Origin of the sequence: Collinsella sp. D33t1_170424_A12 (assembly GCF_015554865.1) — a bacterium.
GTDB lineage: Bacteria > Actinomycetota > Coriobacteriia > Coriobacteriales > Coriobacteriaceae > Collinsella.
In genome coordinates this window covers 1-9,027 of record NZ_JADNJJ010000003.1, presented here as the reverse complement: position 1 = coordinate 9,027, position 9,027 = coordinate 1, and the positions used below count along the sequence as shown (strand labels likewise).

At 59.2% G+C, this 9,027-nt stretch carries 7 protein-coding genes and 1 tRNA gene; all 8 read right to left on the bottom strand.

What is annotated here, in order from left to right:
- Positions 1 to 69 precede the first annotated feature (69 nt).
- The 8 genes from I2E26_RS00310 to gpmI all read right to left on the bottom strand — a co-directional run bounded on the left by I2E26_RS00310 (position 70) and on the right by gpmI (position 9,023).
- Positions 70 to 159 (bottom strand) — tRNA-Leu (locus tag I2E26_RS00310).
- Between the two features lie 324 nt (positions 160 to 483).
- Positions 484 to 1,503, bottom strand: coding sequence for an ABC transporter ATP-binding protein (locus I2E26_RS00305; protein ID WP_147588679.1), 1,020 nt, complete (start codon positions 1,501 to 1,503; stop codon positions 484 to 486).
- Positions 1,503 to 2,636, bottom strand: coding sequence for an ABC transporter ATP-binding protein (locus I2E26_RS00300; protein ID WP_195419165.1), 1,134 nt, complete (start codon positions 2,634 to 2,636; stop codon positions 1,503 to 1,505). Before I2E26_RS00300 ends, I2E26_RS00305 begins: the two co-directional genes overlap by 1 nt.
- 4 nt (positions 2,637 to 2,640) lie before the next feature.
- A complete protein-coding gene (locus tag I2E26_RS00295) occupies positions 2,641 to 3,555 on the bottom strand; it encodes an ABC transporter permease (RefSeq protein ID WP_229056285.1) in 915 nt (304 codons plus the stop codon).
- Between the two features lie 45 nt (positions 3,556 to 3,600).
- A complete protein-coding gene (locus I2E26_RS00290; RefSeq protein WP_147588682.1) occupies positions 3,601 to 4,641 on the bottom strand; it encodes an ABC transporter permease in 1,041 nt (346 codons plus the stop codon).
- Positions 4,642 to 4,804: 163 nt separating this feature from the next.
- The gene (locus I2E26_RS00285; RefSeq protein ID WP_195419164.1) at positions 4,805 to 6,508 is read right to left on the bottom strand and encodes an ABC transporter substrate-binding protein; all 1,704 of its coding nucleotides are present in this window, start codon (positions 6,506 to 6,508) and stop codon (positions 4,805 to 4,807) included.
- A gap of 552 nt (positions 6,509 to 7,060) precedes the next feature.
- On the bottom strand, positions 7,061 to 7,315 hold the full coding sequence (secG, locus tag I2E26_RS00280; protein WP_147588684.1) for a preprotein translocase subunit SecG: 255 nt from the start codon (positions 7,313 to 7,315) through the stop codon (positions 7,061 to 7,063).
- A gap of 154 nt (positions 7,316 to 7,469) precedes the next feature.
- A complete protein-coding gene (gene gpmI / locus I2E26_RS00275; RefSeq protein WP_195419166.1) occupies positions 7,470 to 9,023 on the bottom strand; it encodes a 2,3-bisphosphoglycerate-independent phosphoglycerate mutase in 1,554 nt (517 codons plus the stop codon).
- Positions 9,024 to 9,027: the final 4 nt, after the last annotated feature.

Genomic DNA, 9,027 nt, shown 5'->3' with positions numbered 1-9,027 from the left:
ACAGCGAAAGAAGCCAAGATGCGTAGTTATACAAAAAACGCGGACCCGAAGGTCCGCGTTACTATTCGATGGTGTCGGAGGCGGGACTTGAACCCGCATGACCGAGAAATGGTCACTAGCACCTCAAGCTAGCGCGTCTGCCAATTCCGCCACTCCGACGATTCGATTGCTCGCGGTCGTTTGCTCTCTCGCTCGCAACAAGGAAGATAATAACCTACGGTCCCAGCTTGTGCAAGTACAATTTTAAAAATATTTGAGAAAGTTTTCCCGAAGTCGATCGCACACCGATTCATTCAACACTATCGCAGATAGATAATGCAATAAGTGCAAAGATGGCCCACCGCTCCAACACCACTTCCCCGCCGATCGCGCCTGATTAACAGGAATCGGAAAGCCCTTTCGTGCGATACGCATAAAAATAGGCGCGCCTCCGAAGAGACGCGCCAGGTATGAACCGGGTAGTCGGCGTTGCCGTCAAAACCCTTACAGGTTGATATGGCTCTCCTTGATGGGGAACGGCTTGGCGAAGTGGCATGCACAGTAGTGCCCGGAAGCGACCTCATCGAAGCCGGGGATCTCCTTGCTGCAGATGTCCTGTGCCATGGGGCAGCGGGTGTGGAAGCGGCAGCCCGAGGGCGGATCGATGGGCGACGGCGGGTCACCGGCCAGAATAATGCGCTTACGCGTCTTCTGGATATCGGGATCGGGAACCGGAACAGCAGACAGCAGAGACTGCGTATACGGATGATGAGGCTCGGTGTAGAGCGTCTTCCAGTCAGAAAGCTCGACCATCTTGCCGAGATACATAACGGCTACGCGATCGGAGATGTGCTGGACGACCGAAAGATCGTGCGCGATAAACAGATACGCGGTGCCGTACTTGTCCTGAAGCTCCTTCAGCAGGTTAAGGACCTGAGCCTGGATCGAAACGTCGAGAGCGGATACGGGCTCATCGCAGATGATAAGCTTCGGACGAAGGATGAAGGCACGGGCGATGCCGACACGCTGACGCTGGCCACCGGAGAACTCATGCGGATAGCGATTGATGTGCTCGGGATTGAGGCCGACGACCTGCAGCAACTCGCGAACGCGCTCGATGCGCTCCTCCTTGGTGCCGATACCATGGATGGTCATGGGCTCGGAGACGATCTCGCCGATCGTCATGCGCGGATTCAGCGACGCATACGGATCCTGGAAGATGAACTGCATATCGCGGCGCATCTCCTTGAGCTCCTTCTTGCTCATCTCGGAGATATCGCGGCCCTGGAAGTACACCTTGCCCGAAGTGGGCGACGTGAGGTGCATGATGGTACGACCAGTCGTAGACTTGCCGCAACCAGACTCGCCAACCAGGCCGAAGGTCTCGCCAGGATAGATCTCGAACGAAACGTCGTTCACAGCGGAGACGAAACGCTTAGCGAAACGGCCGCCGAAGGTACCGGACTCAGCGGGAAATTCCTTGCACAGGTGCTCGACTTTGAGCAGCGGGGTCTTATCGGCCATTAAGCCCTACCTCCAATCACGGAAGGGTCGAGGACGTCAGGAGTGCCGGTAGCGATCTTGCCACGCGAGCGAGAGGTATTCGGAGCGTTCTTCTTGACGAAGTCCATATCGCCGGCGAAGTGGCAGGCGGAATAGTGACCCGTCTCGGTGGTAACGTGCTCGGGAAGCTTCTCGTGGCAGATATCCTGGGCGTACGGGCAACGCGGAGCGAAGGGGCAGCCAGCGGGAAGGTTCATGAGGGACGGCGGGTTGCCGTGAATCGGCGTAAGCGGCTTCTTCTCGTCGATAGCCTGCTCGGGAATCGAGCGGATCAAGCCCCACGTATAGGGATGACGGCTATCGTAGAAAATCTCGTCGGCAGTACCGAACTCGACCGGACGGCCGGCGTACATGACCATGATCTTATCGGCGATATCGGCGACGACGCCCAGGTCATGGGTGATCATGACGATGGCGTTGCCGTTCTTCTCCTGCATCTCCTGCATGAGCTCGATGATCTGCGCCTGGATGGTAACGTCCAGCGCGGTGGTGGGCTCGTCGGCGATGAGGATATCGGGGTCGCACGCAAGGGCCATGGCGATCATGACGCGCTGACGCATACCGCCGGAGAACTGGTGCGGATACTCGTTGACGCGCTTCTCGGGCTCGGGGATACCGACGAGGTCGAGCAGCTCGGTAGCGCGCTTGAGCGCTTCCTGCTTGGAATAGCCGCGATGCAGACGAAGGCCCTCGCCGACCTGCTTACCAATCTTATAGACCGGGTTGAGCGAGGTCATGGGGTCCTGGAAGATCATGGCGATGTCGTTGCCACGAATGTGCTGCATCTCCTCTTCCGACATATCGAGCAGTGAGTGACCGCGATACAGGACGCGGCCGCCCTCGATCTTGCCGGGAGGCATGGAGATAAGGCCCATGATGGTCATGGCGGTCACAGACTTACCGGAGCCGGACTCGCCGACGACGCCAAGGGTCTCGCCGCGATCAAGCGTATACGATACGCCGTCGACAGCGTGGACGACACCGTCCTCGGTGTGGAAGTACATCTTGAGGTTATCGACCTCGAGCAGGTGCTGACCCTCGGGGATCGGCTGCGTCTTCAGGTCGACGTAGTTCTTGTTAGCGTTCTTCTTCATGGATTTACGCATCCTTCATCTTCACGTCGAGAGCATCGCGCAGACCGTCACCGAGCAGGGTGAACGCAAGCACGGTGGAAAGGATCGCCAGACCGGGCATGATCATCATCCACGGAGCAGTCTGCAGGTACGCCTGGCCAGCCTGAATCATAGAGCCCCACGACGGCGTGGGCGGAACGACGCCCATTCCGAGGAACGACAGGGAGGACTCGGTCAGGATGGCGCCACCGATGTTCATCGTCGCGTACACGACGATGGAAGCAACGGAGTTCGGGAAGATGTGGCGCGCGATGATGCGAGCATCGGAAGCACCCATGGCGCGCGCTGCATCGACGTAGTCGTTCTCCTTGACGGTGAGGATCGCCGAACGGAACACGCGGGCGATGCTCGGCCAGCCAAGGATACCGATAGCGATGAACACGTTCGTAAGGCTCTGACCGATGACGGCGATCATGGCAACGACGAACAGGATGTACGGGAACGCCAGGAACACGTCGGCCAGGCGCATGATGATGGTGTCCCAGATGCCGCCGTAGAAAGCAGCCACGGCGCCGAGGACCAAGCCGATCGCGGTGGAGATGGCGGTAGCCATGATGCCGACAGACAGCGAGACACGGGCACCGTAGATCACGCGAACAAGAATATCGCGGCCCAGCGGGTCGGTGCCGAACGGATGCTCAGCCGAAGGAGGCAGGAGCGACGTGGTGGCCATGGCCACGGAGTCGGAAGCCGTGGGGGAACCCAGCCAGGGCTCTGCCCATAGGTCCGCCGTGATGGCAACGAGAGCGATGAAGATAATCCAGATGACCGCGAAAACGGCCAGCTTGTTTTTGCGGAGACGCTTGAAGGCGTCGCCCCACAGGGTGCGGGATTTCTCCTCGGGTTTCTTAACGCCCTTGGTATCCGCAGTTGCGGCCATGCCGGCGCGCTGAGTAGGACTCGGTTCTAGCATGCCAACCCTCCCCTACGACTTATCCTTGGGCGCGCCATAGCGGATGCGCGGATCCAAGAATGCGTAGCTGATATCTACGAGCAGGTTAATAACCATAACGACGACGACAACGACGGTGACGCCACCCATAACGATGGGCCAGTCGCGCTGCGTGATGGCACGATAGATCTCGTAACCAACACCGGGCCAGTTGAAGACCGTCTCGGTAAGGATCGCGCCGGCGAGCATCGCACCGAAGTCGACACCGATATAGGTAACGACCGGGATAAGTGCGTTCTTGAGCGCATGACGCCAGATGATGGCGCGGTTGGACAGGCCCTTGGCCTTAGCGGTGCGAATGTAGTCCTGATTCATAACATCGAGGAGCTGCGAACGCATGATACGCGCAGCGTACGCCGTGGAGACGGACGCGAGCGTGATGGAAGGCAAAATATAGTGAATCCAGTCCTGGTACTGCGAGGCAGCACCGCCGGCACCGGAGATGGGCAGCGAGAACGCACCGCCGGTCCACTCCTTCATCCAAACACCGAAGATGAGCTGCAGCAACATGCCCAGCCAGAAGGCGGGGACGGCAACGAGCACGGAGGTGGAGAGCGTTACGAGAATATCCCAGAACGAATACCTCTTAACCGCGGAGATGATACCAGCGCCGATACCCATAATCGCCTCGAGCACGATCGCGCACGCGGCAAGCTTGATGGTATAGGGATACTTGTTAGCCAAGATCTCCGTAACCGGCATCTTGCGCTGATAGGACTCGCCCAGATCACCCTGGAACAGGTTGGTGATATAGGTGACGTACTGATCCATCAGCGGAACGGGCATAGGATCGCCGTTCTCGTCGAGGACAGCATGGCCGTTCTCATCGACCTGGACCAAGTTGTAGCGGATGCGCAGGTTGAGCTCCGCTTCGGGAGTCATGGCCTTACCGCCACCACCGATCAGCTTGATCGGGTCACCCGGCACGATATTCTGCAGCGCGAACAGAATAAGTGTCACGCCGAAGAAGACCGGGATGAACTGGAGCACTCGCTTGAGGATATATTTTCCCATAAAAACGATCTCTCCCCTGTCGTAGGGACTTCCAACAGTGATATCTACGCCCTAACCGTTTGATATCACACAAAATGGGATGCCGACGCGAGGATCGGCATCCCGTTTTTGTAAATTAACAGTATAGCCTAAGTTGACACCTGTTTGCGACAATCGACGTAATTTACGCGGTAAGCTCGGCGCCCGCCAGGTAAGCCTTCTTCTGCGGGTCGATGTAGAGGTTCTTCACGCGGCTGGAACCAACCAGGGTGTGGGTGTAGAACATCAGCGGGATGACGGGCAGGTCGGCACCGATGATGGCGTCGGCCTCCTGCATCTTGGCAACGCGCTGGGCGTCGTCAACGATGGTGCGAGCCTCCTCGATGAGCTTGTCGACCTCGGGGTTGCTGTAACCGGACTTGTTGTCGCCACCCAGGGAATCGGAGTGGAACAGCGGGTACAGGAAGTTATCCATGATCGGATAGTCGGCAACCCAGCCGAGACGGCCGATCTGGAAGTCCATGTTATCGTACTTGGAAAGGAGCGCAGACCACTCGGGGGTATCGGAGGTGACGGTGATGCCGACCTTGGCGAGGTCGCCGATCACAGACTCCATGATCTCCTTGTGGCCGCCGTCCTGGTTGTAGGACAGCACCATCTCGATGCCGCGGGAATCGCCGTTCATCGGAGCGACCTTGTCCAGGAACTCGTTGGCCTTATCGACGTCGTAAGCCGTGAACTCCCAGGCGCCCTCGCGGTAGCCGTCCATACCCGGAGGAACGATGCCATCGGCAGGGGTACGGGTACCCTTGAAGATGGACTTGCAGATAGCCTCGCGGTTGATGGCCATGGAGACGCCCTTGCGGAAGTCGGCGTTGTTGAAGGGCTCAACCGTGGTGTTGCAGACCAGATAGTAGGTGGAGGGCTCGGAGCCGAGCAGCATACGGCCGCCCTCGCTCATGGTGTAGCCGTCCTTGGACTCGCCGGCCTCGGCCTTGCAGGCGTCGATCTGGGCGGTGGGAACGTCGGCAACGTCGAAGTTACCAGCCTGGAACTCCTTGTAGGAGGTCTCGATATCCTTCTGGATGCCGAAGTGGATACCGTCGACGACGGCCTTGTCGCCATAGTAATCGTCAAAGCGGACGAGGTCGATGTACTGACCGTCTTCCCACTTGGTACCGGGCTTCATCATGAAGGCACCGTTGCCGATGGGAGCGAGGTAGAAGGCGTTCGCATCCTCGTCGGCAGCAGCCGGAACAGGAGCGAGTGCGGGGTGGGAGCAGACATAGGGGAAGTCGGCGTATGCAGCGGAGAGCTCGACCACGAAGGTGAGGTCATCGGGGCAGCTAAGACCGGCGAAATCGTCAGCGTCGCCAGCAGCGAGCTCGTCGTAGCCCTTGACCTGGGACAGGTGGTAGGCGATCTGCGAGGGGCCGCGGTCGACCTGGATGGCGCTCTTGGGGCTGACGAGACGGGTCCAGCCGCGCTTGAAATCGGCAGAGGTGACGGGATCGCCGTTGTGGAACTTAGCGCCCTCGATGAGGTGGAAGGTGAACTTGGTGGCGTCCTCGGAAGCCTCGAAGGACTCGCAAGCCAGCGGCTTGAGCTCCTCGGCCTTGAAGTCATACTTCATAAGGGAGTCGAACAGCTGGAACTCGACCTGCGTACCCTGGTCCTCCTGGACGTTGTAGGGATCGATGCAGACCGGGTTGTTGATGGAGAAGTTGAGGGTAACGCCCTCAGCAGCAGCGTCGGCGCTGCCGGCAGCAGGAGCGTCCTTCTTGCCGCAAGCGGCGAGGAACGCGAGGGAGCTAGCAGCAAGGGTACCGCCAACAAATGCGCGACGACCAACCACCGGCTGGTGGAATTCGTTCTTCATTTCAGCCATGCCATCCTCCTTTAATAGAAAGCTGTAACGATGCAGCGCTCCTCCCCGATCAGGTGACGTGCGATGCGCTGCGTCGAGCAATCAAACACGGTACCCAGGCTGTTGCGGTACCAGTTGATTGTTTATAACCTTACCGTATTTTTTGCATAAATAGTTGGAGATTTTGATTAACAGCAAGGATTTTCTTTATTTGGTGACAGTGGTTGCTGCATTGGACTTCGGAGTTTTAGCAAAACAATGCGTAGAGCTGGGAGGAAATCAAATGGATACACAGGCGTGCGAACCACCGCTCCTCAGGCCGCCCTCCCTCGTTCATATATCTGAAATAAATTGGAAATATTCACCGTCGGCGAACGGATTGATTGGGACCGTGAACGGCTGCAATCGCTTCATCCATTCGACAGCTTACGAATATTGCGGCGCGACACGGTCGATACAGCCGCGATCAACCGGTCGATCGCAGGTGTCGGCATGCGTTCATGGGCGCGCAGGCAAACAAAAACCCCGCCCTCGATTCGAGGACGGGGTCGGTCGACCAAGTTGCGCGACGTCTTACAGGCCCACGATTCCCTGCGGGAAGAAGAACATGCACAGGACCACGGAGATGGAGAACACGACGGCCACGATAACCGTGAGCTTATCGAGGTTCTGCTCCATAACACCGGTAGCAGCGCTGGAATTGTACAGCGAGCTCGCGATCATGTCGGAAACACCGGTGCCCTTACCAGAATGCATAAGGACGAGCGCGATAAGAAACAGACCAGAGAGCGCCCAAACGGCGAACAGCGCGATTTGAAGTGGACCCACGAGTAACTCCTTCACGAGATTCAAAAGACAGTACATTATCGTAGCACTCTTCAATACAGCCGTCTACGACTCGTGCATCCCGGATTGAAAAACCGCCCGTCAGCACCAGGCGAACGGGCGGTTCGGCGTCATGTAGGCGCGCAGTCGATCCAGCCTACTCCTCGACGGCGAGCGCGCGGCCCGTCATCTCGGCGCTGGGCTCGAGGCCGGCCATGGAAAGCATGGTGGGCGCGATGTCGGACAGACGACCATCCTCGATTCCCACGAGCTTTGCGGTATCGCTCACGATGATGAACGGAACGCGGTTGGTGGTGTGGGCCGTGAACGGCTTCTTCTCGCCATCCACCTCGTCGAACATGTGGTCGGCGTTACCGTGGTCGGCCGTGATGAGGGCGAAACCGCCCTTGGCCTGGATCGCCGGGATGACCTGGGACAGCGCATGGTCAACGGCCTCGACAGCCTTGACGGCTGCGTCGAAGACACCCGTGTGACCGACCATGTCGCAGTTGGCGAAGTTCACGATATAGAAATCGGCACGGTCCTCGTTGATAGCGGCGACGAGCTTCTCGGTCACCTCGGGAGCACTCATCTCGGGCTTGAGGTCGTAGGTAGCGACCTTGGGCGAAGCCACGAGCACGCGCTCCTCGCCCTCCTTGGGCTCCTCGATGCCGCCGTTCATGAAGAACGTGACGTGCGCGTACTTCTCGGTCTCGGCGGTGTGAAGCTGCTTGAGACCGTTAGCGGCGATGACGTCGGCCAGGACGTTCTCGGGGAACGTCTTGGGGAACGCGACCTCGACGTTGAAGGACGGATCGTACTCGATCATGGTGACGAAGTGCGACAGCGCGGGAACGACCTCGCGATCGAAGCCGTCGAAGCCTTCCTCCGTGAACGCGCGGGTCATCTGACGGGCGCGATCGGGGCGGAAGTTGAAGAAGATGACGGCGTCGCCGTCGGCCATGCCCTCGTTGTGGCAGACGAACGGGTCGACGAACTCGTCGCCGCGCGGATCCTTCTCGTAGAAGGCCTTGATGCCCTCGACGGGATCGGCCTCGGCATCGGAGCCCTTGGTGAGGACGTCGTAAGCGAGCTGGATGCGCTCCCAGCGGTTATCGCGGTCCATGGCCCAGTAGCGACCCTCGACCGTAGCCACGCGGGCATCGCAGCCGGTTTCGGAGGAAACCTTGGACAGGAAGTCAACGAGCTCGGCAACATAGCCGGCACCGGACTGCGGATCGACGTCGCGGCCGTCCATGAAGCAGTGCACGCGAACGGTCTTCACGCCGCGCTCCGCGGCCATGGAGACGAGCGCCTCGCAGTGGGACTGCATGGAGTGAACGCCGCCCGGGCTCATAAGGCCCATGAGGTGCAGGGTCTTCCCATTGGAAGCGCAGTCGTCCATCGTGCGGACGAAGACCTCGTTCTCCTTGAGCGAGCCGTCCTTGATGGCGTTGTTGATGCGCGACAGCTCCTGGAAGACGATGCGGCCGGCGCCGATGTTGAGATGTCCGACCTCGGAGTTGCCCATCTGGCCGTCGGGCAGGCCGACATCCTCGCCGGAGGCGCCGAGGGTGGTGTGCGGATACTTCGCATACAGCTCGTCGATGAACGGCGTGTTGGCAGCGCTAACAGCGTTATCGGAGCCCTCGGGCGCCAGGCCGAAGCCATCCATGATGACGAGAAGAGCAGGAAGGTGGCGGTTAGCCATATGT

What these genes read in the sequence shown, in the direction of transcription:
- I2E26_RS00305 (WP_147588679.1), bottom strand. Translation starts at nt 1,503, where the DNA reads ATGGCCGATAAGACCCCGCTGCTCAAAGTCGAGCACCTGTGCAAGGAA.
- I2E26_RS00285 (WP_195419164.1), bottom strand. Translation starts at nt 6,508, where the DNA reads ATGGCTGAAATGAAGAACGAATTCCACCAGCCGGTGGTTGGTCGTCGC.
- I2E26_RS00290 (WP_147588682.1), bottom strand. Translation starts at nt 4,641, where the DNA reads ATGGGAAAATATATCCTCAAGCGAGTGCTCCAGTTCATCCCGGTCTTC.
- I2E26_RS00295 (WP_229056285.1), bottom strand. Translation starts at nt 3,555, where the DNA reads ATGGCCGCAACTGCGGATACCAAGGGCGTTAAGAAACCCGAGGAGAAA.
- gpmI (WP_195419166.1), bottom strand. Translation starts at nt 9,023, where the DNA reads ATGGCTAACCGCCACCTTCCTGCTCTTCTCGTCATCATGGATGGCTTC.
- I2E26_RS00300 (WP_195419165.1), bottom strand. Translation starts at nt 2,636, where the DNA reads ATGAAGAAGAACGCTAACAAGAACTACGTCGACCTGAAGACGCAGCCG.